Genomic DNA, 24,480 nt, shown 5'->3' with positions numbered 1-24,480 from the left:
ACCATGTTGATGCATCTGAAATCCCCCGAAGCCGCCGCCCGCTGGCTGCAGGAATGGACCCCGAGCGGCCAGCTGCGCACGGACAGCCGCGCCGTGGGCGCCGGCGACGCGTTCATCGCGTGGCCCGGTTATGCGAAGGACGCGCGGCAGTTCGTCGCGGGCGCGCTGGCGGCCGGCGCGGCGACCGCGCTGGTCGAGCATGCGGGCGCTGCCGAGTACGGCTTCACCGACGCCCGCATCGCGTCGCTGCCCGACCTGAAGCTGAACTGCGGCCGCATCGCGTCGGCGTTCTACGGCGAGCCGAGCAAGCGCCTGAACGTGCTCGCCGTCACCGGCACGAACGGCAAGACCTCCAGCGCCTGGTGGATCGCGCAGGCGCTGACGCTGCTGGGATCGCGCTGCGGCGTGATCGGCACGCTGGGCGTCGGCCAGCCGCCGGTGCCCGGCGCCACGACGAATGCCTCGATCGAAGCCACCGGCCTCACGACGCCCGATCCCGTGCGCCTGCAGGAGGCCTTCAAGCGCATGGCCGATGACGGCTTCGGCGCGTGCGCGATCGAGGCCTCCTCGATCGGCATCGAGGAGCACCGGCTCAGCGGCACCACCATCCAGGTCGCGCTGCTCACCAACTTCACGCAGGACCACCTCGACTACCACGGTGGCATGGACGCCTACTGGGTGGCCAAGCGCAAGCTGTTCGACTGGGACGGCCTGAAGGCCGCGGTGCTCAACATCGACGATCCGAAGGGCGTCGAGCTCGCCGCCGAGTTGAGCGCTGCCGGCCAGCTCGACGTGTGGACCTACGGGCTCAACCGGGCCGATGCGCGCCTGAGCGCGATCGACCTGCGTCACGACGCGCACGGTCTCGCCTTCACGCTGCGCGAGGGCGCCGCGACGGTGCCGGTGCAGACCGGCCTGATCGGCGACTACAACGTGTCCAACCTGCTCGGCGTGATCGCCGGTCTGCGAGCGCTGGGCCATGGCCTGGAGGACATCGCGCGCGTCGCCGCGCTGGTGACGCCGGTGCCGGGCCGCATGCAGCGCGTGGGCAGCGGTCGTGAGCTGCCGCAGCTGGTGGTCGACTACGCCCACACGCCGGATGCGCTGGAGAAGGCGCTGAGCGCGCTGCAGCCGCTGGCCGCCGCGCGTGGCGGCGAGTTGCGCGTCGTGTTCGGCTGCGGTGGTGATCGCGATCCGACGAAGCGCCCGCTGATGGGCGCGATCGCCGCGCGTCTGGCCGCGCACGTCGTGCTGACCAGCGACAACCCGCGCACCGAGGACCCGCTGAAGATCCTCGCCGACATCGAGGCCGGCCTGCCGGCGGGTGTCGCGCGCGAAGTGATCGCGGACCGTGCCGAGGCGATCACGCGCGCCGTCGATCAGGCGGGCGCGCGGGACGTCGTGCTGGTGGCCGGCAAGGGGCATGAGGACTATCAGGAGATCCACGGCGAACGTCGCGCGTTCTCCGACGTGCAGGCGGCGCGTGCCGCGCTGATCGAGAGGGCCGGGCTGTGAGCGACACGACCCCGATCAACGCCGGCTCTGCCGCTCCGGGTGCATCGAGTGCGCTGAGCGCATCGAGCGACTCGAGCGCGCCGATGATGACGCTCGGCCGCGCATTCGAACTGCTGTCGCCGCTGCTGCCGGCGGCGACGCTGGTGGGCGAGCCGTCCACGCCGCTGCTGCGCGTGCACACCGACACGCGCTCACTGCGCGCGGGCGACCTGTTCGTCGCGCTGCGCGGCGAGCGTTTCGACGCCAACGACTTCCTCGCGCAGGCCAAGGCCTCCGGCGCGGCCGCGGCCATCGCCGAGCGCGGTCTGGCCGAGGCCGACCTGCCAGGCCTGCTGGTGCCCGACGCGAAGGCCGCGCTGGGCCTGCTCTCCCAAGCCTGGCGCGAGCAGCATCACCTGCCCGTGATCGCCGTCACCGGCAGCAACGGCAAGACGACGGTGACGCAGATGATCGCGTCCATCCTGCGCGCCTGGCTGGGCGACGCGGCGATGCTCGCGACCGAAGGCAACTTCAACAACGAGATCGGCGTGCCGCTGACGCTGCTGCGCCTGCGCCAGAACGAGGCCGCCTGGCATCGCGCCGCGGTGGTCGAACTCGGCATGAACCACCCCGGCGAGATCGCCCCGCTGGCCGCGATGACGCAGCCGACGGTGGCGCTGGTCAACAACGCGCAGCGCGAGCACCAGGAGTTCATGCACACCGTCGAGGCGGTCGCGCGCGAGAACGGCGCCGTGATCGGCGCGCTGGGCACGGCCGGTGTCGCGGTGTTCCCCGCCGAGGATCCGTGCGCGCCGGTGTGGCAGTCGCAGGCCGTGGGCCGCGCGACGCTGAGCTTCGCGCTGCAGGGCCAGGCCGACGTGATGGGCCGCGCGCAGTGGGTCGCGCCGACCGATGCGAGCGTGATCGCCGGCGGTGCGGGTCACTGGGCGATCGAGATCCTCACGCCCGCCGGCGCGATCCCGGTCGCGCTGGCCATGGCCGGCCAGCACAACGTCCGCAACGCGCTGGCCGCCGCGGCCTGCACGCTGGCCGCGGGGGCGCCGCTCGCGGCGATCCGCGACGGTCTGCAATCGTTCAAGGCCGTGAAAGGCCGCTCGGCGCTGCAGACGGCGGTGTGGCAGGGCCGCCGCATCACGCTGATCGACGACAGCTACAACGCCAACCCCGACAGCGTCCGCGCCGCCATCGACGTGCTGGCGGAACTGCCGGGCGCGTCCTGGCTGATCCTCGGCGACATGGGCGAGGTCGGCGAGCAGGGCCCCGCCTTCCACCAGGAAGTCGGCGCGCACGCGGCCGACCAGGGCCTGGCCGCGCTGTGGACGGCCGGCGCCGCCGCGCGTGACGCCGCGACCGCGTACGGCGCGGGTGCCCGCGCGTTCGACACCGTCGCCGGGCTGATCGGCGCGCTGAAGGACGCGCCGCAAGTGCAGAACATCCTCGTCAAGGGTTCGCGCTTCATGAAGATGGAACAGATCGTGGCCGCCTTGCAGTCCGGCGGCCCAGGAGACCCCCATGCTGCTTAGTCTGGCCCAGTGGCTGCAGGCCAATTACTCTGAACTCGGGTTCCTCCGCGTCTTCAGCTACATCACCTTCCGCGCCGTGATGGCGGCGCTGACGGCGCTGCTGATCGGCCTGGCCTTCGGCCCGTGGGTGATCCGCCGCCTGACCGAGCTCAAGATCGGCCAGCCGATCCGCGAGTACGGCGTGCAGCAGCATCTGGCCAAGAGCGGCACGCCGACGATGGGCGGCGTGCTGGTGCTGATCGGCATCGGCATCTCGACGCTGCTGTGGTTCGACTGGTCCAACCGCTTCGTCTGGGTGGTGATGCTGGTGACGATGGGCTTCGGCCTGATCGGCTGGGTCGACGACTATCGCAAGGTGGTCAACAAGGACCCCGAGGGCATGCGCAGCCGCGAGAAGTTCCTGTGGCAGTCCATCATCGGCCTGATCGCGGCGATCTACCTGGCCTTCAGCGTGTCGGAGACCAGCTTCCTCGGCGTCGTGCAGCTGTTCTTCCGCTGGGTCACGAGCGGCTTCTCGACCGAGCTGCCGCCCAAGGCCGACCTGATGCTGCCGTTCTTCAAGTCGATCAGCTACCCGCTGGGCGTGTTCGGCTTCATCGGCCTGTCCTACCTCGTCATCGTGGGCACCAGCAACGCGGTGAACTTCACCGACGGCCTGGACGGCCTGGCGATCATGCCGGTGGTGATGGTGGGCTCGGCGCTGGGCGTCTTCGCCTACGTGACCGGCTCGTCGGTGTACAGCCGCTACCTGCTGTTCCCCTACATCCCCGGCGCGGGCGAGCTGCTGATCTTCTGCGCCGCGCTCGCGGGCGCAGGGCTGGCCTTCCTGTGGTTCAACGCGCATCCGGCGCAGGTGTTCATGGGCGACGTGGGCGCGCTGGCGCTCGGCGGCGGCCTGGGAACGCTGGCCGTCATCACGCGCCAGGAGATCGTGCTCGGCATCATGGGCGGCGTCTTCGTCGCCGAGGTGCTGTCGGTGATGCTGCAGGTGACCTGGTTCAAGTACACGAAGAAGAAGTACGGCGAGGGCCGGCGCATCTTCAAGATGGCGCCGCTGCACCACCACTTCGAGAAGTCGGGCTGGAAGGAGACGCAGGTCGTCATCCGGTTCTGGATCATCACGATGCTGCTGTGCCTGGTCGGGCTGGCCAGCCTGAAGTTGCGCTGAGCGGGAACGGAACGACGATGTCCTCCCTCCACTTCCCGGCGCTCTTCCAGGACCGGCACGCGCTCGTGCTGGGCCTGGGCGACTCCGGGCTCGCGATGGCGGCCTGGGCCGCGCGCCTGGGGGCGCGCGTCACGGTCTGGGACAGCCGCGAGCAGCCGCCGCAGCTGCCCGCGCTGCGCGAGCGCCTGCCCGACGCCGCCTTCGAATACGGCGACTTCTCGCCGGAGCTGCTGGGCGCGATCGACCACAGCTGGGGTGCTGCTGAAGAGCCCCGGCCTGTCGCCGCTGGATGCGCGCCTGAAGCCGCTGCTCGCGCGGGCGGAGGAGATCGGCCTGCGCGTGCGCGGTGAGCTGGAGCTGTTCGCGCAGGCGCTGGCGGAGCTCAAGACGCTGTACCGCTACGAGCCCGGCGTGCTCGCGATCACCGGCACGAACGGCAAGACGACGACGACCAGCATGACCGCGCTGCTCGTCGAGCGCGCCGGCCGCCGCGTCGCGATGGCCGGCAACATCGGCCCGACGCTGCTGGGGACCTTGAGCGACGCGCTCGACAAGGAGCCGATGCCGCAGCCGAAGGACGAAGCAGTCGCCGATGCGGCGACCGACGTCGATGCGGCCGAAGAGGCGATCGTCGACTTGGCTGTCGAGGCGGTGGTGCCCGACGATGACGCTGCCGATGTCGCCATCGACGATCCGGCCGATGTGCTGCTGGCGCCGGTCGACGAACCGGTGGTGGAAGCGCCGACCGACGACCGCACCGCGCTCGAGACGGTCGCCGACCTGCTCGACGAGCAACCGCTGCCGATCAAGCCGCCGCCGCCCAAGCCCGCCGAGTTCGAGGTGCTGCCGCAGGTCTGGGTGCTGGAGCTGTCGAGCTTCCAGTTGGACGGCGTGAAGGGCTTCGAGCCGAGCGCCGGCGCGGTGCTCAACATCACGCAGGACCACCTGGACTGGCATGGCGACATGCCGGCCTACGCGCGCGCCAAGGGCCGCATCTTCGGCGAGCACGGCGTGCTCGTGATCAACCGCGACGACCCCGAGGTCGAAGCGCTGGTGCCCGCGCCGATCACCGTCAAGCAAGGCCGCGGCCGGCCGGCGAAGGTCGTGGAGCGCAACGTCGTGCGCTTCGGTCTGGACGCGCCGCGTCGTCCCGGCGATTTCGGCCTGCTCGTCGAGAACGGCATGGCCTGGCTGGTCCGGGCCCGCGAGCAGGAAGAAGAGCTGAAGGGCCTGAAGCGCCGCAAGGACGATGACGAGGACCTCATCATCCAGCGCCTGATGCCCGCCGACGCGCTGCGCGTGCGCGGCCGCCACAACGCGGCGAATGCGCTGGCGGCGCTGGCGCTCGCCACGTCCATCGACTGCCCGCTGGCCCCGATGCTGCACGGCCTGCGCGAGTACCGCGGCGAGCCGCATCGCGTCGAGTTCGTCACCGCGATCAAGGGCGTCGACTTCTACGACGACTCCAAGGGCACCAACGTCGGCGCCACCGTCGCCGCCGTGATGGGCCTGGGCGCCGACCGCGCACCGGCCAAGCTGGTGATGATCCTGGGCGGCGACGGCAAGGGGCAGGACTTCTCGCCGCTCGCGACGCCGATCGCGCTGCACGCCCGCGCGGTGGCATTGATCGGCCGCGACGCGCCGCAGATCGAAGCCGCGCTGCAGGACAGCGGCGTCGTGATGCATCGCCACGACTCGCTCGAGGCCGCGACGCACTGGGCGCTCGCGCAGGCGCAATCGGGCGACAGCGTGCTGCTGAGCCCCGCCTGCGCCAGCCTGGACATGTTCCGCAACTACGCCCATCGCGCCGAGGTGTTCATCGCCACCGTGCGCGAACTGGCGGAAGACGAGGGCCTCATCGGATGAGCGCCGCATCGATCTTCGAGCACCTGAGCGAGCGCATGCGCGCGCTGGCCTCGCGCCGCGGCATGGGCGCGGGGGCCGCGGGCGCCGGTGGCGCCGGCAGCGTCGACGTGCCGGTGCGCGACTGGGTCTCCACCTCGTCCGGCCAGCCCACGCGGCTGCTCGGCTTCGACCTGACGCTGATCTGGGTCGTGCTCTCGCTGCTGGCGCTGGGCCTGCTGATGGTCTATTCGGCCTCGATCGCGCTGCCGGACAACCCCAAGTTCGCGAAGTACCAGCCGATGCACTTCTTCGTGCGTCAGAGCCTGTTCATCGTGATCGGCCTGCTGGCCGGCTGGATCACCGTCATGGTGCCGGTGAGTTTCTGGGAGCGGCACGCGCCCAAGATCTTCGTCGTCGCGCTGGCGCTGCTGATGATCGTGCTGATCCCGCACGTCGGCAAGGGCGTCAACGGCGCGCGCCGCTGGCTGCCGCTGGGGGTCATGAACTTCCAGCCGTCCGAGCTGGCCAAGCTGGCCATCGCGATGTACGCGGCCAACTACATGGTCCGCAAGATGGAGGTGAAGGAGAACTTCGTCCGCGCCGTGTGGCCGATGGCCGCCGCGCTGGCCTTCACCGGCATGCTGCTGCTGGCCGAGCCGGACATGGGCGCCTTCATGGTCATCGCGGCCATCGCGATGGGCATCCTGTTCCTGGGCGGCGTCAACGGCCGCATGTTCTTCCTCAGCGTCGCGGTGCTGATCGGCGCTTTCGTGCTGATGATCACCTTCAGCGATTTCCGTCGCGAACGGATCTTCGCCTACCTGAACCCGTGGGACGAGAAGTACGCGCAGGGCAAGGCCTACCAGCTGACGCACTCGCTGATCGCCTTCGGGCGCGGCGAGTTCTTCGGCCAGGGCCTGGGGTCCAGCCTCGAGAAGCTGCATTACCTGCCCGAGGCCCACACCGACTTCCTGCTCGCCGTCATCGGCGAGGAGCTCGGCTTCATCGGCGTGGCCATCGTGATCTTCGCGTTCTTCTGGCTGTCGCGCCGGCTGTTCCACATCGGCCGTCAGGCGGTGGCGCTGGACCGCGTCTTCGCCGGTCTCTACGCGCAGGGCATCGGCATCTGGATGGGCGGCCAGGCCTTCATCAACATGGGCGTCAACCTCGGCGCGCTCCCGACCAAGGGCCTGACGCTGCCGTTGATGAGCTACGGCGGCTCGGCCACCGTCCTCAACTGCGTGGCATTGGCGATCTGTTTGCGAATCGACATTGAAAACCGCCAACTCATGCGAGGAGGCCGAGCATGAGCGGCTGGACACATCGTGGCCAGCCGGCCGCGCGAAGCGAGGCTTTGCGGGTTCGGCGCAGCCAGAATAGACAACTGATGCGAGGGGGCCGCGCATGAGCACGCGTCACCTCGTCGTGATGGCCGCCGGTACGGGCGGTCACGTCATTCCTGGACTGGCCGTGGCCGCCGAGATGCAGCGCCGCGGTTGGACCGTGTCCTGGCTCGGCACCGAAGCCGGCATGGAGAACAAGCTCGTGCCGCCGTCGGGCCTGCCGATGGACCGGCTGTCCTTCGCCGGCCTGCGCGGCAAGGGCCTCAAGCATTCGCTGCTCGGCGTCGTGCGCCTGTTCAAGGCGCTGGGGCAGAGCGCCCACATCTTCAGCGCGCGCCAGGCCGATGCAGTGCTTGGCATGGGTGGTTATGTCTGCTTCCCCGGTGGCCTGATGGCCTGGGTGATGCGCCGTCCGCTGATGCTCGTGAATGCCGACGCGGCGCTGCTGCTGTCCAACAAGGCGCTCGCGCCGGTGGCGAAGAAGATCGCCTTCGGCTTCGACGGCCTTGCCGCCGCGCAGCAGAAGAAGAGCGTCGTCACCGGCAACCCGGTCCGCGCCGAGATCGAGGATCTGCCCGCGCCCGAACTGCGCTTCGCCGATCGCAACGGTCCGCTGAAAGTGCTGGTGGTCGGCGGCTCGCTCGGCGCGCGCGCGATCAACGACGTGCTGCCGCAGACGCTCGCGCTGTGGGACGAACACCAGCGTCCGCTGGTCACGCATCAGACGGGCGAAGCCAACTTCCCGCTCGTGCAGGCCGCCTACGCGAAGGTCGGCGTGCAGGCCGAGGTCGTGCCCTTCATCAACGACATGGCGCAGCGCCTGTCCGAGGCCGACGTGGTGATCTGCCGCGCCGGCGCGGTGACGGTGTCCGAGCTGTGCGCCGCCGGCGTCGCCAGCATCCTGGTGCCGCTGGTCGTCAGCACGACCTCGCACCAGCGCGACAACGCGCAATACATGGCGCAGCACGGCGCCGGCACGCACCTGCCGCAGGGCGAGCTCAGCGCGCAGGCGCTGTTCGACCTGCTCCAGCAGCCGCGCGAGCACTGGCTGGCGATGGCGTCGAAGGCGCGCTCGCTGGCGCGCCCGCGCGCGGCGTCGCGCGTGGCCGACGAGCTCGAGGCGCTGGTGAATGCGCGGGGACGCGAAGTCCGGCAATGGAGTGCGCACATGAAGCACGCCATCCAACGCATCCACTTCACCGGCATCGGTGGCGCCGGCATGAGCGGCATCGCCGAGCTGCTGGCCGCGCAGGGCTATCGCGTCAGCGGTTCCGACCAGGGCGAGAGCGACACCACGCGCCGCCTGCGCTCCCTCGGCGTGGACGTGAAGATCGGCCACGCCGCCGAACATGTCGGCGCGGCGCAGGTGCTGGTCAAGTCCAGCGCGATCAAGGCCGACAACCCCGAGCTGATGGCCGCCCACCAGCACGGCATCCCGGTGCTGCTGCGCGCGCAGATGCTGGCCGAGCTGATGCGCCCGCGCATGGGCATCGCCGTCGCCGGCACGCACGGCAAGACGACGACCACCTCGCTGCTGACGACGGTGATGCAGCAGGCCGGCCTCGATCCGAGCTACGCGATCGGCGGGCAGCTGCTGGCCGCGGGCGCCAATGCGGCGCTGGGCGGCGGGCTGCACATGGTCGTCGAGGCGGACGAGTCCGACGCCTCCTTCCTGCACCTGCTGCCGCAGCTGGCGATCGTCACCAACATCGACGCCGACCACATGGACACCTACGGGCACGACATGGCCCGTCTGCGTCAGGCCTTCGTCGACTTCCTGCACCGGATGCCGTTCTGGGGCGCGGCCGTGCTGTGCGGCGACGACGCGGGCGTGCGCAGCATCGTGCCGATGCTGTCGCGGCCGGTGATCCTGTACGGGCTGGACGCGGGCAATGCCGTGCGCGCGACCGACGTCAGCGCCGAGGCCGGCGGCGGCATGCGCTTCAACGCGCTGCGCCGCGACCGCCAGGGCCGCGAGCTGCCGCCGCTGCAGGTGCTGCTGCGCCTGAACGGCCAGCACAACGTGCTGAACGCGTTGTCGGTGATCGCGATGGCGATGGAGCTGGGCGTCGACGACGCGGCGCTGCTGCAAGGTCTTGCCAACTTCGGCGGCGTGGGCCGGCGCTTCCAGTCCTATGGCGAGCTGCCGGTGCTGGCCACCGGGGAGGGCGCCGATGCGGCCTCCAGCGGCGCGGCGGGCGTGGGCACCGCACTGCTGATCGACGACTACGGCCACCACCCCGTCGAGATGCAGGCCGTGCTGAAGGCTGCGCGCGGCGCCTATCCGGGCCGTCGCCTGGTGCTGGCCTTCCAGCCGCACCGCTACACGCGCACCCGCGATTGCTTCGAAGAATTCGCCGACGTCCTCGCGCAGGCCGACGGCGTGCTGCTGACCGAGATCTATGCCGCCAGCGAGTCCCCGCTGCCCGGCATCAGCGGCGAAAGCCTGGCGCGCGCGGTCACCGACCGCGGCACCGCGGCCGGTTTCGTCGGCGACTGGCAGGGACTGCCGCAGGCGATCGCCCACCAGGCGCGCGCCGGCGATGTGGTGATCGTGATGGGGGCCGGCTCGATCGCCGCCGTTCCCGCGCGCACCGTTGAACTCATGACGAAGGGAGGCCGTGCATGACCACCGACCTCAACAATGCCTCGGCGCCATCGGCGCTGTATCGACACCTCGGCATCGATGCCATCGATGCGAAGGCGCTCGGCAAGGTCGCCGTGCTCTTCGGCGGCGACTCGGCCGAACGCGAGGTCTCGCTGATGTCCGGCAGCGGCGTGCTGGCCGCGCTGCAGTCGGAAGGCGTCGACGCGCACGCCTTCGACCCGGGCCAGCGCAACCTGCTCGAACTCAAGACGGAAGGCTTCCAGCGCGCCTTCATCGCCTTGCACGGTCGCCACGGCGAAGACGGCACGGTGCAGGGCGCACTCGAGCTGATGGGCATCCCGTACACCGGCTCCCGGCGTGATGGCCTCGGCCATCGCGATGGACAAGATCACCACCAAGCGCGTCTGGCTGGCCGACAAGCTGTCGACGCCGCGCTGGGTCAGCCTCAAGCGCGGCGAGTTGCAGCGCGAGCGCGTCCGCACCGTGCCCGATGAACTGGGCCTGCCCATCTTCGTCAAGCCGCCTCACGAGGGATCCTCCATCGGGGCGAGCAAGGTGATGGGCTACTCGGACATGCAGGCGGCCGTCGAACTCGCCGCGAAGTACGACGCCGAAGTGCTGTGCGAGGAATTCGTCGACGGCGCCGAGCTCACCTGCCCGGTGCTGGGCGAGGGCGCCGACGCGATCGCGCTGCCGGTCATCGAGATCCGCGCCGAGGGTGGCAACTACGACTACCAGAACAAGTACTTCACCGACACGACCCAGTATCTGGTCGGCCAGTTGCCGGCCGACGAGCAGGCCCGCGTGCAGGACCTGGTGCTGGCGGCCTACCGCTCGCTGGGCGCGCGCGGCTGGGGTCGCGTCGACGTGATGCGGCGCACCTCCGACGGCCAGCTGTTCCTGCTGGAGATCAACACCTCGCCGGGCATGACCTCCCATTCGCTGGTGCCGAAGGCGGCCGCCGCCGTCGGCATCTCCTACCCGAAGCTGTGCCTGTACCTCCTGTCGCAATCGCGGCTGGACAGCCAGGCCTGAACGGACGCCGGGTCACCCCCCACCAGCCACCCCCATGGGCGCCACCTTCACCCACACCGCCAGCCCGCTGCCGCCGGACATCCGCGTGATGAACGGCGTGGCCGGCCTGCTGCTGGCCGTCGTGGCGCTGGCCGCGGGGGCCGTGGGACTGCATTGGCTGGCGCGGCAGCCGGCGTTCTCGATCAAGTCGATCACGGTCGAGGGCGACGTCAGTCGCAACAGCGGCGCGTCGCTGCGGGCGAATGCGCTGCCGCGGCTGAGCGGCAACTTCCTGACGATGAACCTGCAGCAGGCGCGCGCCGCCTTCGAGGCGGTGCCCTGGGTGCGCCACGCGACGGTGCGCCGCGTCTGGCCGCTGCACCTGGTCGTCGCGCTCGAGGAACACCGCCCCGCCGCCTATTGGGAAACCAAGGCCGAAAACGCCGACGCCGACAGCGAGGCGGTCGTCGATACCCGGCTGGTCAACAGTTTCGGCGAGGTCTTCGAGGCGAATCTCGGCGACGTCGAGGACGAGGATCTGCCCACCCTGGCCGGTCCGGCGAAATCCTCGGCCGCGATGCTGGCGATGTGGCGGCAACTCGATCCGCTGACCCACGGAAAACTGGACGAGGGTGTCGCCCGGCTGGATTTGTCCGGCCGCGGCTCCTGGAAGGCGACGCTGGAAAAGGGCGCGATCGTCGAACTCGGCCGCGGCAGCGAGGCCGAGGTCGTCGCCCGGTATGGCCAATTCATCGCCAGCATTCCCCAGATCACCGCCCGCTACCGCACCTCGCTGGTATCGGCGGACCTCCGCCACGAATCCGGATATGCGGTCCGGCTCGCGGGCGTGACGACGGTTACCACTGCGCCCAAGGGCGCCAAGAAGAATTGAGGACAGGCATGGCCAAGGAATACAAGGATTTGGTCGTCGGGTTGGACATCGGCACCGCCAAGATCATGGCGGTGGTGGCCGAGGTGATGGGGGACGGCCAATTGCGCATCGCCGGTCTGGGCGTCGCGCCCAGTCACGGGCTCAAGCGCGGGGTCGTGGTCAATATCGACGCCACCGTCCAGTCCATCCAGCAGGCCTTGAAAGAGGCCGAAATGATGGCCGACTGCCGGATCTCGAGGGTTTACACCGGGATTACCGGCAGCCATATCCGCGGTCAGAACTCGACCGGGATGGTCATCGTGCGGGACAAGGAAGTCACGCCGGTGGATGTCGCCCGGGTCGTGGAAACCGCCAAGGCCATCAATATTCCGAACGACCAGCGCCTGCTGCTGGTCGAACCCCAGGAATTCGTGATCGACGGCCATGAGGTGAAAGAACCGATCGGCATGAGCGGCGGCCGGCTGGAGGTCAAGGTCCATATCGTGACCGGCGCCCAGAGCGCGGCGGAGAACATCGTCAAGTGCGTGCGTCGCTGCGGGCTGGAAGTCGAGCAACTCGTGCTCAACCCTAGCGCTTCCAGTTTGGCGGCACTGACTTCCGACGAGCGCGACCTGGGCGTGGCGCTGGTCGACATCGGTGCCGGCACGACCGACGTGGCCATTTTTACCGGCGGTTCGATCCGCCATACCGCGGTGATTCCGATCGCCGGCGACCTGATTACCAGCGATATCGCGATGGCGCTGCGCACCCCGACCAAGGATGCGGAGGAAATCAAGGTCGAGCATGGCGTGGCCAAGCAATTGCTGGCCGATCCGGCGGATCAGGTCGAAGTTCCGGGTTTGGGCGACCGGGCACCCCGGATGCTCTCCAAGCAGGCTTTGGCCGGGGTGATCGAACCTCGTGTCGAGGAAATCTTCTCCCTCGTCCACCAGGTCATCCGGGAATCCGGCTACGAGGAACTGTTGTCCTCCGGAATCGTCCTGTCGGGCGGTTCGTCGGTGATGCCGGGGATGGTGGAACTGGCCGAGGATATTTTCCTGAAACCGGTGCGCCGGGGAAATCCGACCTACAACGGCGCGTTGTTCGACATGGTGGCCAATCCCCGTTCGGCCACCGTGATGGGATTGTTGGAGGAAGCGCGGCTGTCGCGCACACGGGGATTCAAGGCGGCGCAGCAGGCGGGTCCGTGAAGACCTTGTTCGGTCGCGCCAAGGACTGGTTCCTGGGGAATTTCTAAGAAGCTGGCACTGACCGGCTCACGCTTTCTTTACGACGTTTGAGGGTTTTGCCCCTAAAAAAGGGTGGATCCCACTTCTATTTTGCTGATGGCAACTGCACAATATGGACAGGAGGTTTGATATGGCGATCGAGATGATCGAAGAGTTTGATCAAGGCACCCAGATCAAGGTGATCGGCGTGGGCGGCGGCGGCGGCAACGCGGTCGAGCACATGATCAGCCAAGGTGTCCAGGGCGTGGAATTCATCGTGGCCAACACGGATGCCCAAGCCCTGAATCGCTCCAAGGCCGATCAACTCCTGCAACTGGGCCATACCGGCCTGGGCGCCGGTGCGAAACCCGAGGTCGGCAAAACCGCCGCCGAGGAAGCCGAGGCGCGCATCCGCGAATCCATCACCGGCGCGCACATGCTGTTCATCACCGCCGGCATGGGCGGCGGGACCGGCACCGGCGCGGCGCCCGTGATCGCGCGGGTGGCCAAGGAAATGGGCATCCTGACGGTGGGCGTCGTCACCAAGCCGTTCGAGTTCGAAGGCAACCGCCGCGGCAAGGCCGCGGACCTGGGCCTGCAGGAACTCGAGGCGAACGTGGACTCGCTGATCGTCGTGCTCAACGACAAGCTGCTGGAAGTGCTGGGCGACGACGTCACGCAGGACCAGGCCTTCGCGCACGCCAACGACGTGCTGAAGAACGCGGTCGGCGGCATCTCCGACATCATCCACATGCCGGGCCTGGTCAACGTCGACTTCGAAGACGTGAAGACCGTGATGAGCGAGCCGGGCAAGGCGATGATGGGCACGGCGGTCGCGGCCGGTCCGGACCGCGCGTCCAAGGCGGCGGAAGGCGCCGTGGCCTGCCCGCTGCTGGAAGGCATCGATCTGTCCGGCGCGCGCGGCGTGCTGGTGCTGATCGCGGCCAGCCGCAACAACTTCAAGCTGGCCGAGAGTCGCAACGCGATGACCGCGATCAAGCGCTACGCCGCTGAAGACGCGCACATCATCTACGGCACGGCCTACGACGAATCGCTGGGCGACCAGCTGCGCGTCACCGTGATCGCGACCGGCCTGAGCCAGCGCGCCGCGGCGCGCCAGCAGCCGCAGCTCGTCGTGCAGCAGCCGCAGCTGCGCACCGGCACCGACAACATGCCGGTGCTGACGCAGCCGGTGGTGATGCCGGGTTCGGCCGCCGCGCAAGGCACGCCGGCGGCGGCGCCGATGTCGGCGACGGACTTCGGCGGCATGAGCGTGCCGAGCGTCTGGCGCCATGGCCGCACGGCCGCGGCGAAGGTCGAGGCCCTGTCGTCCAACGGCATGGACGAGATCGAGATCCCGGCCTTCCTGCGCAAGCAGGCGGACTGAGACCGAACGCTCTCGACGCCATCAGCTTCAAGGCCACGTCCGCCAGGACGTGGCCTTTTTTCTTCCCGTGGCCGCCAGGGCAGTGCTTTCGGGCGCCCCGCGTCGTTGCGAATCCTCGTCATAGCACCGCTATGACTCCGGTTCGCGCCTAGCGGTGCATCCCAAAGCACTGCCCTGGCGGCCACGGAACGCGCCCGCGCATTTGAGGGATGCGGGGCGTCTGTTGCAAATGAACGCTCGTGCCACTCGGTGAACTTCGGCACACTGGCGCGCGATCACAAGACAGAGCGAATGCATGGTCCACGGTGAGGTTGGGAAAACGACGTCGGCACTGCCGGCCGCGCGTGCGCGGCGGGCGTGGGCGTCGCGCCCGTCGACACCGCTGTTGATCGCGCTGCTGGCCAGCCTGGTGCTGGCGCTGTTCGCGTTCATGCCCGAAATGGGCCGAGCGCAAGGCGGACAGCCCGCGCAGGCGACCGGCGCGGCACCCCCCGCGCAGGTCTTGCAAGCGTCGCCGCTCGGACCGGCGCGGCCGGTGCCTGAGGCGGCGCCGCTCGCCGGCGCGCAGCGCGCGACCGAGGCGGAGGTCGCCACCAGCGACTGGACACAGGATCAGCTGAAGGCCTGGTGGCGCTCATTGCGTGTCATGGACGGCGCGAACGGCGCGCTGCCGCGGGGACTGCTGCCGCCGGAGGACCCGGCGGCGTGGCAGCGGATCCGGTTGCCCGAGGTGCAGCAGCGCGAAGCGACCCAGGACACGAGCGACGTGCGCTTCCAGATGCGCTGGTACCGCGTCCGCTACGCCGCGCCGAACGGCCGCTGGCCGACCAGCGTCGCGCTCTACATGCCGCGCCTGGTGGCGCTGGCGGCGGCGGTGCTGGTGAAGACCGACGACGGCTGGCGGCCGGTCTTCGACAACCAGTCCGGCGCGCGCGAGCAATGGGTGCGGCCGCTGTGGGTGGTGCTGCCGTCGGCGCTGACCGAGATCCAGCAGGCCCGCGAGATCGAGGTGATCATCGCGGTCCCCGTGATGCAGGCCGGCTACTACTCCGTGTCCAGCGTGTGGCTGGGCGCGCGCGAGGACCTCGAGCCCCGCCACGACCGGCGCTGGGTGCTGCAGATCGGCGTGCCGCAGGCGACCGGGCTGACGCTGGTGACGCTGGGGCTCTTCGCACTCGTGCTGTGGGTGAAGCGGCGCGAGGACCCGTCCTACCTGCTGTTCTCGCTGGCGACGGTGGCGTGGCTGGTGCGCAACCTCCACTACCACCTGGACCTGCCGCGCACGCGCGACGCGCTCGAATGGTTCTGGTGGGTCACGCACGCCTCGATGTCGTGGGTGATGCTGCTGACCTTCCTCTTCGCGCTGCGCTTCGCGCGGCAGCGCTTCACGCGTTTCGAGCGCGGCATCGGGCTCTTCGTGCTGGTGTCGAGCCTCGCGTCGATGCCGCTGTGGGGCAACGGTTTCGACGCGCTGGTGCTGCTGCACATCTGCAATGCGGTCGTGGGCCTGGCGGGCACCGGCTTCGTGGCCAGCGTGGCCTGGCGCCAGGGCACGCGCGAGTTGCGCGTGATGGCCGCCGCGCTGGTGATCGGCGTCGTGCTGGGCGTGCACGACCTGGGCCTGCTCGCGGGCTGGTGGTGGCCGGAGCACATCTACCTGATGCCGTTCGCGACCCTGGTGATCCTGGCGAGCTTCCTGTACGCGGTGCAGTTCCGCTACATCGAGGCGCTGCGCGGGGTGGAGCGCGCCAACGGGGAACTCGCGCAGCGGCTGCAGGAGCAGAGCGTGCAACTGAGCGCGCAGCACGACAAGCTGCGCGAGGTCGAGCGCCAGCAGGCATTGCTGCTGGAGCGGCAGCGGATCATGCAGGACATGCACGACGGGCTGGGCTCGTCGCTGCTGTCGGCGATGGTGGCGGTGGAGCAGGGCTCGATGCCGCAGGATCAGGTCGTGACCGTGCTGCGCGAATGCGTCGACGACCTGCGGCTGGTGATCGACTCGCTGGAGCCGGTGGGCCACGACATCGTGTCGCTGCTGGCGACCATGCGCTACCGCCTGGGCAAGCGGCTGCAGCTCGGCGGGCTCAAGCTGGAATGGGACGTACACGACCTGCCGCCGCTGGAATGGCTGGAACCGCCCGACGCGCTGCACGTGCTGCGCCTGATGCAGGAGGCGCTGACCAACGCGCTGAAGCATGCGAGAGCGTCGCGGGTGCGGGTGGTGACGCGCGACCTCGGCAAGCGCGTGGAGATCCGTGTCGAGGACGACGGCGAGGGCTTCGACGTGGCGTCGATCGCGCAGGGCCGCGGGCTGCGCGGCCTGCAGCGCCGCGCGAAGGTGCTGGGCGGACTGCTGCGCGTGGACAGCAGCCCCGGGCACGGCACCGTCGTGACGTTGAGACTGCCGGTGGCGCGGGCCGACCATGAGGCCGTGATCCAGGCCGGCGCCCAGCAGGGTTGACCCCGTTTTGGGACAATACGGCCATGATCAAGCAACGCACCATCAAATCGCTGACCCGTGCGGTCGGGGTCGGCATCCACAGCGGCCAGAAGGTGGAGATCACGCTGCGCCCGGCCGCGCCCGGCACGGGCATCGTGTTCCGGCGCGTCGACCTGGCCCAGCCCGTCGACATCCCGGTGAACACGCACAGCGTCTGCGACACGCGCATGGCCACGACGATCAGCCCGCAGGGCGATCCGGGGCTGCCCAAGGTGCAGACGATCGAGCATCTGCTCTCGGCCTGCGCGGGCCTGGGGCTGGACAACCTGCTGATCGACATCAACGCGGACGAGGTCCCGGTGCTGGACGGATCGGCGGCGAGCTACGTCTTCCTGCTGCAGTCCGCGGGCATCGAGCTGCAGAACGCGCCCAAGCAGTTCCTGCGGGTGAAGAAGCCGGTGGAGGTGCGCAAGGGCGAGGGCAAAAGCCTGATGTGGGCGAAGCTGGTGCCGCACCACGGCTACACGCTGAGCTTCCAGATCGAGTTCGACAACCCGGCGGTGTCGGCGACGGGCCAGCAGTATGTCTTCGACATGGGCAGCGGCCAGTACAAGCGCGAGATCGCGCGGGCGCGTACCTTCGGCATGACCAAGGACATCGAGCTGATGCGTTCGCGCGGGCTGACCTTGGGCGGCAGCATGGACAACGCGATCGTGGTCGACGACTACCGCGTGCTGAACGCCGAGGGGCTGCGCTACGACGACGAGTTCGTGAAGCACAAGATCCTGGACGCGATCGGCGACATGCAGGTCGTGGGGCATCCGCTGCTGGCGGCATACACCTCGTTCAAGGGCGGACACGCGCTGAACAACCTGCTGCTGCGCGAACTGCTGTCGGACGCCGAGGCGTACGAGATCGTGACCTTCGAGGACGAGCGCGACGCGCCGGCGGGGTTCGCCGAGCTGGCGCCGGCGTGGTGAGCCCGAAGGATCGCTGAAGGTGCTCGTCTTCCGTCTCGTCTTCGCCCTGCTGCTGGCGGCCGGTCTGCTCTGCTTCGCCGTCTACATCGGCACGAAGCAGCCGATCTGGCGCCGGCGCGGGATCCTGCTGATCAAGTGGACCGTGATCGCCGGCATCGGCTTCTTCGCGGTGCTGATCCTGGAGCGTTTGGTGCTGCTGGTGTAGCCGAGCTCCGCGCTCCTCCTCCAACGAAGAAGGCCGCTCATCGAGCGGCCTTCGCACTTTCAGGGCGGGAGCATTACTCCTCCAGCGCCTGCAACTGCACCAGCCGCTGATAGATCCCGCCGTCGATCGCCATCAGCTCGTCGTGCGTGCCGCGCTCGTCGAGGTGGCCGTGGTTCAGCACCACGATCTGGTCGGCGTCGCGGATCGTCGACAGCCGGTGCGCGATCGCGATCACCGTGACCTGGCCGCGCAGCGCGCGCAGCGCCTCGCCGACCTGCGCTTCCGTGGCGCTGTCGATGTTGGCCGTCGCCTCGTCCAGCAGCAGGATGCGCGGATCGCCGGCCAGCGCGCGGGCCAGCGCGATCAGCTGCTTCTGCCCCGTCGACACCGCCAGCCCGCCGTCGCCCAGCCGGCTGTCGTAGCCCTGCGGCAGCGCGCTGAGGAACTCATGCGCGCGCGACGCGCGGGCCGCCGCCTCGATCTTCTCGTCGGAGATCGCGCGCCCCATGCGGATGTTCTCGCGCACGCTGCCGGCGATCAGGTACGGCTCCTGCGGCACCAGGCCGAGTGCGGCATGGAAGGTCTCGTCGGGCAACTGGTCGAGCGGCTGTCCGTCGATCAGGATCCGGCCCTGCTGCGGCTGGTAGAAGCGCAGCAGCAGCGCCAGCAGCGTCGACTTGCCCGAGCCCGTGTGGCCCGCGATGCCGACGAAGCTGCCGGCCGGGATGTCGAGGTCCAGGTCGCGCAGCACCGGCTGCTCGGGCTTGTAGGCGAACTGCAGGTGCTCGAAGCGGATCGCGCCCGGGCCGACCACGAGGTCGGGCCGGTACGACCGGGGCTCGCAGGGCTCGCGCAGCAGCGCGCGCACGCGCGACGCGGCCACCAGCGCCTGCTGCAGCTGGCTGAACTGCATCGTGATCTGGATCAGCGGTTCCACGACACGCGCGATGTAGGCGAGGAACGCGTACAGCAGCCCCACCTCCAGGCCCGACAGCTCGCGCAGCCCGAAGCCGTAGATCACCGTGACGATCAGCAGCACGTTGAGCAGGTCCAGCGCCGGGCGCAGCAGCCAGGCGTTGGCGCGCAGTTCCTGCACGCGCGCGTCGAGCTGCGCGCGGTTGGCAGTCTCGTAGCGCGCCGCGAAGCGCTGCGCGGCGCCGGCCGACTGCAGCATCGCCATGCCCGCCATGCTCTCGGCCATCTGCGCGTTGAGCTCGGCGCGCAAGGCGCGGGCCCGCTGCACCGGGCCGCTGCTCGCGCGCTGGTAGAGCCAGATGATCCCGGAGCTCGCCGGCACCAGCGCCAGCACGATCAGCATCAGCCGCCAGTCCAGCCACGCCATCGCGACCAGCGCGCCGGCCACGACGATGGTCGAGTCCAGCATCACGAACAGCACCTGCCGGTACAGGTTGTTGACCGCGTCGGTGTCGTTGGTGATCCGGCTCAGCAACTGGCCGGTGATGCTGCGGTCGAAGAAGGCCATCGGCTGCGCCAGCACGTGCGCATAGACCTGCTCGCGCAGGCGCAGCACCGAGCGCCGCGCGACTGAGGCCATGCGGCGCAGTTGCGCGTAACGCAGCAGGCTGGCGGTCCAGCCCGCGAGCAGCATGGCCCCCAGCAGCAGCGCCATCGGGCCGAGCTCGAAGTTGCGCGTCAGCACGTGCGCATCGATGAAGTGCTTGCCGAGGATGGGGCCGATCGCCTCCAGCGACGCCGCGACCACCAGCCAGCCCAGTCCCTTCACCAGGCCGCGGCGCTCCGGCGCGGCGGCCTGCGCCAGCAGCGCCAGCGCTTCGCGCGGCGAGTGGTCGTTCTGAGCGCTCTGCGCGCTCTTCTCAGGCGGCGTCAAGGCTGGCCTCCAGTTGTTGATAGCGCCACTGGCCGGCATACCAGCCGCCCAGCGTGAGCAGCTCCTCATGACGGCCGCGCTCGACGATGCGACCCTGCTTCAGCACGACGATCTCGTCGGCCTCCATCACCGCCGACAAGCGATGGCTGACCACGGCGAGGCTGCGCTCGGGATGCCGTTGGCGCAACTCGCGCCAGTGGTCGAGGATCTGCGTCTCGGTGCCGCTGTCGACGGCCGACAGCGCATCGTCCAGCAGCAGCACCGGCGCCTCGGCCAGCAGCGCCCGCGCGATCGCGATGCGCTGGCGCTGGCCGCCGGACAAGGTGACCCCACGTTCGCCGACCAGCGTGTCGTAACCCAGCGGCAGCCGCGCGATGTCGTCGTGCACGGCGGCGAGTTCAGCCACGGCCAGGATCTGCTCGCGCGTCGCGTCCGGGCGCGCGAGGGCGATGTTGTCCGCGACCGAGGCCGAGAACAGGAAGGGTTCCTGCGGCACCCAGGCGAGCGCGCGCCGCAGCGCCTCGAGGCGGATCTGCGGCGCGGGGATGCCGCCCAGGCGCACGGTGCCCGCGTCGGGCTCGTACTGCCTGAGCAGCAGACGCAGCAACGTGGACTTGCCCGATCCCGTCGCGCCGACGATGCCCAGCGTGCGGCCCGGCGGCAGCGTCAGCGCGATGTCCTCGAGCGTCGGCTGCGTCATGCCGGGGTAGCGGAAGGACACGTGCTCCCACGTGATGCCGGCGTGCGCGGGGACGTCGCTCGTCCCGGTGTTCACCAGGCTGACCGGTGCATCCAGCACGGGTTGCAGCCGCGACCAGGCGGCGCGTCCGCGTTCCAGCAGCGACAGCACCCAGCCCGCGGCGAACATCGGCCAGATCAACTGGCCGAGGTACATCGTGAACGCGGTCAACTGGCCGATGCTGATGACGTCCGTGCCGACGAGCCACGCACCGACGCCGAGCGCGATCACCGTCGCCGCGCCGAGCGACAGGCCGACGGCCGGCTCGAACATCGCTTCCCAGCGCTGCGCCTGGTAGGCGGCGTCGCCGGCGTCGCGGGCCAGGTCGCCGAACTGCTCGCGACTGCGGCGCACGAGGCCGAGCGCGCGCACGGTGCGCACGCCGGCGAGGCTGTCCTGCACCTGCTGGTTCAGCGCGGAGAAACGCTTCAGCGTATCGGAGGAGGCGACGTGGATCCGCGTCGAGATGCGCCAGAACGCGTAGGCCATGAACGGGAAGGGCACCAGCGCGGCCAGCCCCAGGCGCCAGTCGACGCCGATCGTCATCATGCCCAGCACCAGGATCAGCGTCAGCGAGCCGTCGAAGGCGGCGAGCAGCGCCTCGCCCGCGGCCATCTCGATGGCGTCGACGTCGTTGGTCGCCAGCGCCATCAGGTCGCCGGTGCGCTGGGCGTGGAAGAACGCGGGGCCCTGATTCGTCAACTGCGCGTACAGCCGCATGCGCAGCTGACGGCCGAGTTCATAGGCGGTGCGGAACAGCGCCAGGCGCCAGCCGACACGCAGCAGATAGATCGCGAGGCCGGCCAGCACGAGCAGGCCCAGTTGTCCGATCAGGTCCCAGCCGGCGAGGCGGTGCGAGACCAGCGCGTCGACGACGTGGCCCACCTGCCGCGGGATCCAGACCGTCAGGACGGCGATGGTGCTGAGCATCAGCGCGCTGGCCGCGTAGGGCCGCCAGTGGCCGCGAATGTGGCCGACGATCAGGCGAGAGAGGGACGACGACATGGCCGCGCATTGTGCCCGCCGGGTCCTGACCGCCGGAAGGTCAGGGCCATGGTCCGGGCGAGCCTCACGGCGCGGAGGCCGCCCGCGCGATCATGCCGATGCGCGCGTGGACCAGATCGGCGAGCACGCGCAGGCGCCGCTCGTCGAAGCTGCCGCTGAGCGCGTAGGCCAGCTTCCCGTCGATCCAGTACAGGCTGCGCGTGGTCTGGCCCGCCTCGACACGCCGCATCAGGCGGAAAGCCACCGGCGCTTCGGGTGAACTCGCACCGGTGCTGACGTAGAGCGTGAAGCGTTCGCCGGCCTCGTTCTCGTACATGAACTGCGCGCGGGCCAGCGCCGCGCCGACGGATGCATCGTCGCCGGCGGGCAGCAGGCGGCCGCCGACCAGCTTCCAGCCGTAGTCGCGCAGGACCGGCGCGTAGAGCGGCTGGCCGAGCCGCTTGCTCAGCCATTGCATCAGGTGATCGGCCTGGTCGGCGCCGACCTCGACCGGATGGCGTTTCTCGGGCTGGTAGACGGCATGCGCGATGGCGGCGTCGCGGACGTATTCCGGAATTGAAGGATCGCGGCCGGCGGCGCGCGCGGCCGCATCGGCGGCGGCCATCGCGGCGGCTTCCTTCTTGCCGTACCACCAGGCATGACCGCCCCAGCCGCCCGCAGCGCCGGCTCCCAGGCCGAGGGCCAGCAGCAGTGCCGCCGCCCAGGCGCGCGGCCAGCGTGAGGCATTGGCCGCCGGCGGGCGCAGCGCGGTCGTGAGCGACGCCGGCACGGGTTCGTCGAGCCAGTCGCGATGCAGCGCCTTCAGCGACTCGCGCTGTTCGCGCCAGCCGAGCACCTGCTGCGCGGCGCGCGGATGGCGCAGCAGCCAGTCCGCGACTTGCGCGGCGCGTTCGGGCGGCAGTTGTCCGTCCACGTACGCGTGGAGGGTGGATTCGTCGAAGTCGATGTCGTCGGGCGTCATGATGCGGCGCTCATTTCACCACCCGCAGCGGCGGGCGGCCCGATGCGGCGCCGTCCATCGACAGGCGCAGCCGGTCGCGGGCGCGCGACAGCCGCGACATCACCGTGCCCACCGGCACGTCCAGGACGCGGGCGGCGTCCTGGTAGCTCAGTTCCTCGACGCAGACCAGCAGCAGGATCTCGCGCGAGGCCGCCGGCAGCGCGGCCAGCGCCCGTTCGAGGTCCAGCCGCAGGGCGACGCGTTGCTGCGGCTCCTCGATCGTCGGCTGCGGGGTGTCGTCCTCGTCGAGCGAGTCGTGCATCGCCTCGCGGGCGTCGCGCCGCTGGTTCAGGTAGAGGCGGTGCATCAACGTCAGCAGCCAGTTGCGCAGCGCATCCTGGCGCGCGGGCCCCGGCTCGGCATGGAACAGCGCGCCCTTGCGGGCGGCACGTTCCAGCGTGTCCTGCAGCAGGTCGTCCGCCCGGGCATGGTCGCCGCACAGCAGCCGCGCATGGCGGCGCAGGCGGGGAAGCAGCGGCAGCGCTTCGTCGAGGACCAGAGGCATGGGCGAGACGGTCTGCGAGCCAGGCCGTTTATGGCTTTGCAGCGTGCCAGACCTGGTTGACGCCGTCACCGCTGCGTTCGCCCGGCTTGGTGTCCTTGACCCAGAAGTACAGCGGCTTGCCCTTGTAGGCCCATTGCTTGGAGCCGTCGTCGCGGGTGATGACGGACCAGTCGCCGGAGGCCTTGTCCTCGGCGCGGGCCATCAGCGGCGGCCAGTTCGTGGCGCAGCCGCCGTTGCACACGCTCTTGCCGCTGCCGGCGGTGTCCTTGTCGAAGGTGTAGAGCGTCATCTCGTTCGGGCCGACCAGCGCGTCGCCCTTGGCGGTCGCGGGGGCCGACTGCGCGGCGGCGAGGCCGGTGGCGGCCATCAGGATGGCGGCGGCGGTCAGCTTGAGGGTCTTCGTCATGCGGAGTCTCCTGGGTTGAAGTCAGGTGGGGGGTATTGCATGAACACGGTGGGAGGGCCACTTATTCCAACTGACTTTCTTCCACCCTCGGAGGGATCGCCACGTCGGGGGCAGGCCCTTACGATCCGGCGGTCCCCGATCCGGGGACGTCCATGTTCACACGAGAAAAAGGGAGTGCCATGAATTTCGGCGATTCGATCCAGACCTGCCTGCGCAAGTACGCGGACTTCAACGGCACCGCGAGCCGGTCCGAGTACTGGTGGTTCGTGCTCTTCCTGGTGCTGGGCTCGGCGATCCTGAGCGTGTTCTCGGACAAGCTGAGCCTGGTCTTTTCGCTGCTGACGCTGCTGCCGTCCTTTGCCGTCGCGGCGCGCCGGCTGCACGACATCGACCGCAGCGGCTGGTGGCAGCTGATCGGCATCATCCCGCTGATCGGCTGGATCGTGATGATCTACTGGCTCGTCCAGCCAAGCCAGCCGAACCGCTACGGCGCGGGCACGGCGACGACGGCGTGATGATCACGCGCTGAGCCTCAGCACGTAAGTCCATCGCTTCTGGGGGCCGGCGGCACAGCCGTTGGCTTCGAGCAGTTCGGGGACGATCTGCTGCAGTCGATCGTCGAGCGTCACAAGGTCGCCGGCCTCGATGGCAAGTCCTGGCACCTTGGATGAGTGGGCGATCCAGACCTCGGCTTCGGGGTCGTGGTTGACGTCGATCTGGAATGGTTGAGGCATGGGTGCTCCTGAAGGTCGGGAGCAATCAATGCTAGTCAGCGATGTCCCCATGGTCTGCGGCATGGATTGGTAGGGGAGCGGTTTCAAAGCTAGTCTGCGACTACCGGAACGCGT

General features: G+C 69.6%; 19 protein-coding genes and 3 pseudogenes. 16 read left to right on the top strand and 6 right to left on the bottom strand.

Translation table 11 applies throughout. The annotated features are described in order from the left end of the window. Positions 1-3: 3 nt before the first annotated feature. The 15 genes and pseudogenes from ACFJIX_RS01215 to ACFJIX_RS01145 all read left to right on the top strand — a co-directional run bounded on the left by ACFJIX_RS01215 (position 4) and on the right by ACFJIX_RS01145 (position 18,128). Positions 4-1,515: a UDP-N-acetylmuramoyl-L-alanyl-D-glutamate--2,6-diaminopimelate ligase gene (locus ACFJIX_RS01215; RefSeq protein ID WP_377157128.1), complete on the top strand. Its 1,512-nt coding sequence runs from the start codon at positions 4-6 to the stop codon at positions 1,513-1,515. A gap of 86 nt (positions 1,516-1,601) precedes the next feature. Beyond that, the gene (gene murF, locus ACFJIX_RS01210; RefSeq protein ID WP_377161535.1) at positions 1,602-3,038 is read left to right on the top strand and encodes a UDP-N-acetylmuramoyl-tripeptide--D-alanyl-D-alanine ligase; all 1,437 of its coding nucleotides are present in this window, start codon (positions 1,602-1,604) and stop codon (positions 3,036-3,038) included. After that, entirely contained in the window at positions 3,028-4,206 is a 1,179-nt protein-coding gene (gene mraY / locus ACFJIX_RS01205; RefSeq protein ID WP_377157126.1) for a phospho-N-acetylmuramoyl-pentapeptide-transferase, read from the top strand. The genes murF and mraY overlap by 11 nt, the downstream gene beginning before the upstream one ends. A 17-nt stretch (positions 4,207-4,223) precedes the next feature. Further along, positions 4,224-4,556 (top strand): hypothetical protein, encoded by a 333-nt coding sequence (locus ACFJIX_RS01200; RefSeq protein ID WP_377157123.1) that lies wholly within the window; start codon positions 4,224-4,226, stop codon positions 4,554-4,556. Continuing rightward, on the top strand, positions 4,504-6,072 hold the full coding sequence (gene murD, locus ACFJIX_RS01195; RefSeq protein ID WP_377161533.1) for a UDP-N-acetylmuramoyl-L-alanine--D-glutamate ligase: 1,569 nt from the start codon (positions 4,504-4,506) through the stop codon (positions 6,070-6,072). Before ACFJIX_RS01200 ends, murD begins: the two co-directional genes overlap by 53 nt. A gap of 62 nt (positions 6,073-6,134) precedes the next feature. Next, positions 6,135-7,361, top strand: a complete 1,227-nt coding sequence (gene ftsW / locus ACFJIX_RS01190; RefSeq protein ID WP_377161531.1) for a putative lipid II flippase FtsW — start codon at positions 6,135-6,137, stop codon at positions 7,359-7,361. Between the two features lie 94 nt (positions 7,362-7,455). Next, positions 7,456-8,496 (top strand): annotated as a pseudogene (gene murG / locus ACFJIX_RS01185) (undecaprenyldiphospho-muramoylpentapeptide beta-N-acetylglucosaminyltransferase); the annotation flags it as partial. A 66-nt stretch (positions 8,497-8,562) separates the two neighbouring features. Further along, a complete protein-coding gene (gene murC / locus ACFJIX_RS01180) occupies positions 8,563-10,023 on the top strand; it encodes a UDP-N-acetylmuramate--L-alanine ligase (RefSeq protein ID WP_377161529.1) in 1,461 nt (486 codons plus the stop codon). 53 nt (positions 10,024-10,076) lie between these two features. Then, a pseudogene (locus tag ACFJIX_RS01175) lies at positions 10,077-11,037 on the top strand (D-alanine--D-alanine ligase). An 88-nt stretch (positions 11,038-11,125) separates the two neighbouring features. Further along, the gene (locus ACFJIX_RS01170) at positions 11,126-11,908 is read left to right on the top strand and encodes a cell division protein FtsQ/DivIB (RefSeq protein ID WP_377161527.1); all 783 of its coding nucleotides are present in this window, start codon (positions 11,126-11,128) and stop codon (positions 11,906-11,908) included. A gap of 8 nt (positions 11,909-11,916) precedes the next feature. Continuing rightward, positions 11,917-13,145: pseudogene (gene ftsA / locus ACFJIX_RS01165) on the top strand (cell division protein FtsA). A 122-nt stretch (positions 13,146-13,267) separates the two neighbouring features. Continuing rightward, positions 13,268-14,503, top strand: a complete 1,236-nt coding sequence (ftsZ, locus tag ACFJIX_RS01160; protein WP_377157122.1) for a cell division protein FtsZ — start codon at positions 13,268-13,270, stop codon at positions 14,501-14,503. Between the two features lie 295 nt (positions 14,504-14,798). Continuing rightward, positions 14,799-16,964, top strand: a complete 2,166-nt coding sequence (locus ACFJIX_RS01155) for an ATP-binding protein (RefSeq protein ID WP_377157120.1) — start codon at positions 14,799-14,801, stop codon at positions 16,962-16,964. A 23-nt stretch (positions 16,965-16,987) separates the two neighbouring features. After that, positions 16,988-17,923 carry a UDP-3-O-acyl-N-acetylglucosamine deacetylase gene (gene lpxC, locus ACFJIX_RS01150; protein WP_377157118.1) on the top strand — a complete coding sequence of 312 codons (936 nt, stop codon included), beginning with the start codon at positions 16,988-16,990 and terminating at the stop codon, positions 17,921-17,923. Positions 17,924-17,942: 19 nt separating this feature from the next. Continuing rightward, positions 17,943-18,128, top strand: coding sequence for a hypothetical protein (locus ACFJIX_RS01145; protein WP_377157116.1), 186 nt, complete (start codon positions 17,943-17,945; stop codon positions 18,126-18,128). Positions 18,129-18,201: 73 nt separating this feature from the next. Here ACFJIX_RS01145 and ACFJIX_RS01140 read toward each other — a convergent pair whose 3' ends face one another. The 5 genes from ACFJIX_RS01140 to ACFJIX_RS01120 all read right to left on the bottom strand — a co-directional run bounded on the left by ACFJIX_RS01140 (position 18,202) and on the right by ACFJIX_RS01120 (position 23,632). Then, positions 18,202-19,977, bottom strand: a complete 1,776-nt coding sequence (locus ACFJIX_RS01140) for an ABC transporter ATP-binding protein (protein WP_377157114.1) — start codon at positions 19,975-19,977, stop codon at positions 18,202-18,204. Next, positions 19,964-21,721, bottom strand: coding sequence for an ABC transporter ATP-binding protein (locus ACFJIX_RS01135; protein WP_377157112.1), 1,758 nt, complete (start codon positions 21,719-21,721; stop codon positions 19,964-19,966). The genes ACFJIX_RS01140 and ACFJIX_RS01135 overlap by 14 nt, the downstream gene beginning before the upstream one ends. A gap of 64 nt (positions 21,722-21,785) precedes the next feature. Continuing rightward, the gene (locus tag ACFJIX_RS01130; protein WP_377157111.1) at positions 21,786-22,682 is read right to left on the bottom strand and encodes an anti-sigma factor family protein; all 897 of its coding nucleotides are present in this window, start codon (positions 22,680-22,682) and stop codon (positions 21,786-21,788) included. A gap of 10 nt (positions 22,683-22,692) precedes the next feature. After that, positions 22,693-23,226: an RNA polymerase sigma factor gene (locus tag ACFJIX_RS01125; protein WP_377157109.1), complete on the bottom strand. Its 534-nt coding sequence runs from the start codon at positions 23,224-23,226 to the stop codon at positions 22,693-22,695. 28 nt (positions 23,227-23,254) lie between these two features. After that, positions 23,255-23,632: a hypothetical protein gene (locus ACFJIX_RS01120; RefSeq protein ID WP_377157107.1), complete on the bottom strand. Its 378-nt coding sequence runs from the start codon at positions 23,630-23,632 to the stop codon at positions 23,255-23,257. A 179-nt stretch (positions 23,633-23,811) separates the two neighbouring features. On the opposite strand from ACFJIX_RS01120, the gene ACFJIX_RS01115 reads away from it, so the two are divergent. Next, complete coding sequence (locus tag ACFJIX_RS01115) at positions 23,812-24,147, top strand: DUF805 domain-containing protein (protein ID WP_377157105.1); 336 nt, start codon at positions 23,812-23,814, stop codon at positions 24,145-24,147. A gap of 3 nt (positions 24,148-24,150) precedes the next feature. On the opposite strand, the gene ACFJIX_RS01110 is transcribed toward ACFJIX_RS01115, so the two are convergent. Beyond that, complete coding sequence (locus tag ACFJIX_RS01110) at positions 24,151-24,366, bottom strand: DUF1902 domain-containing protein (RefSeq protein ID WP_377157103.1); 216 nt, start codon at positions 24,364-24,366, stop codon at positions 24,151-24,153. Positions 24,367-24,480: the final 114 nt, after the last annotated feature.

Origin of the sequence: Roseateles sp. UC29_93 (genome assembly GCF_042695725.1) — a bacterium.
Taxonomy (GTDB): domain Bacteria; phylum Pseudomonadota; class Gammaproteobacteria; order Burkholderiales; family Burkholderiaceae_C; genus Roseateles; species Roseateles noduli_A.
Note: the sequence above shows the minus strand (reverse complement) of the source record. Positions and strands in the feature narration are given on the sequence as shown.